1 protein-coding gene is annotated in these 626 nt (G+C 75.6%); it reads right to left on the bottom strand.

Annotated features, from left to right (window positions below; translation table 11 throughout):
• Positions 1-190: 190 nt before the first annotated feature.
• On the bottom strand, positions 191-626 hold a 436-nt coding region (locus tag VQ03_RS34155; RefSeq protein ID WP_048454627.1), incomplete at its 5' end, for a trypsin-like peptidase domain-containing protein.

The raw sequence follows: 626 nt of genomic DNA, 5'->3' as shown, positions 1-626 counted from the left end.
GGGCGCCCGGTGCCGGCGAGCGCGACTGGCACCGGCTCGGCGAAGAGCTGCGCGTGGGACGGACCCAGGCGGCGGGCGAGGAGATCGACGATCTGCTCGTATTGCTGTGCGAGCTTCGGGTTGACCGGGTCGAAGCCCTGTCGCGGGGTCTCGGTGAGCTTCAGGGTCGCCGACATGGTCGCGGCTCCGTCTAGCGGGCCGGGGCCGGCGCGGCCGGCCTGGCATCGCGGCCGGACCGTGGGGCGCTCCTCGCCGGGGCGGGGGCGGCGGGTTCGACCTCTGCGGCCGCCACCGTCGGGCGGGGCGCCGCCTGGAGGTCGCAAGCGCGGGAATCGAGGGCGGCGGCGACGCCGGACGCGGCTAGGAACGCTGCGAGGCCGTCGGCCCCCAGCGCGTAGCGTGCGGTGACCGGCAGGCGGTCGTCGGTGCGCCCGAAGGTGTTCACGCCGACGACCCGGCCGCAATAATCGACCAGCGGCCCGCCGCTGTTGCCGGGCGCGATCTCGGCGCCGTGCAAGACCAGGGTCACGTCGGCCTCGTCGTAGCGCTGCAGGTGGTTGACGACGCCGGTCTGGAGCACTGGCACGAGGTCGCGGCTCGCCGTGGTGTCGCCCTCGCGCAGGCGG

This window comes from Methylobacterium tarhaniae (assembly GCF_001043955.1).
Lineage (GTDB): Bacteria > Pseudomonadota > Alphaproteobacteria > Rhizobiales > Beijerinckiaceae > Methylobacterium > Methylobacterium tarhaniae.
This window is presented reverse-complemented; position numbering and strand designations above follow the sequence as displayed.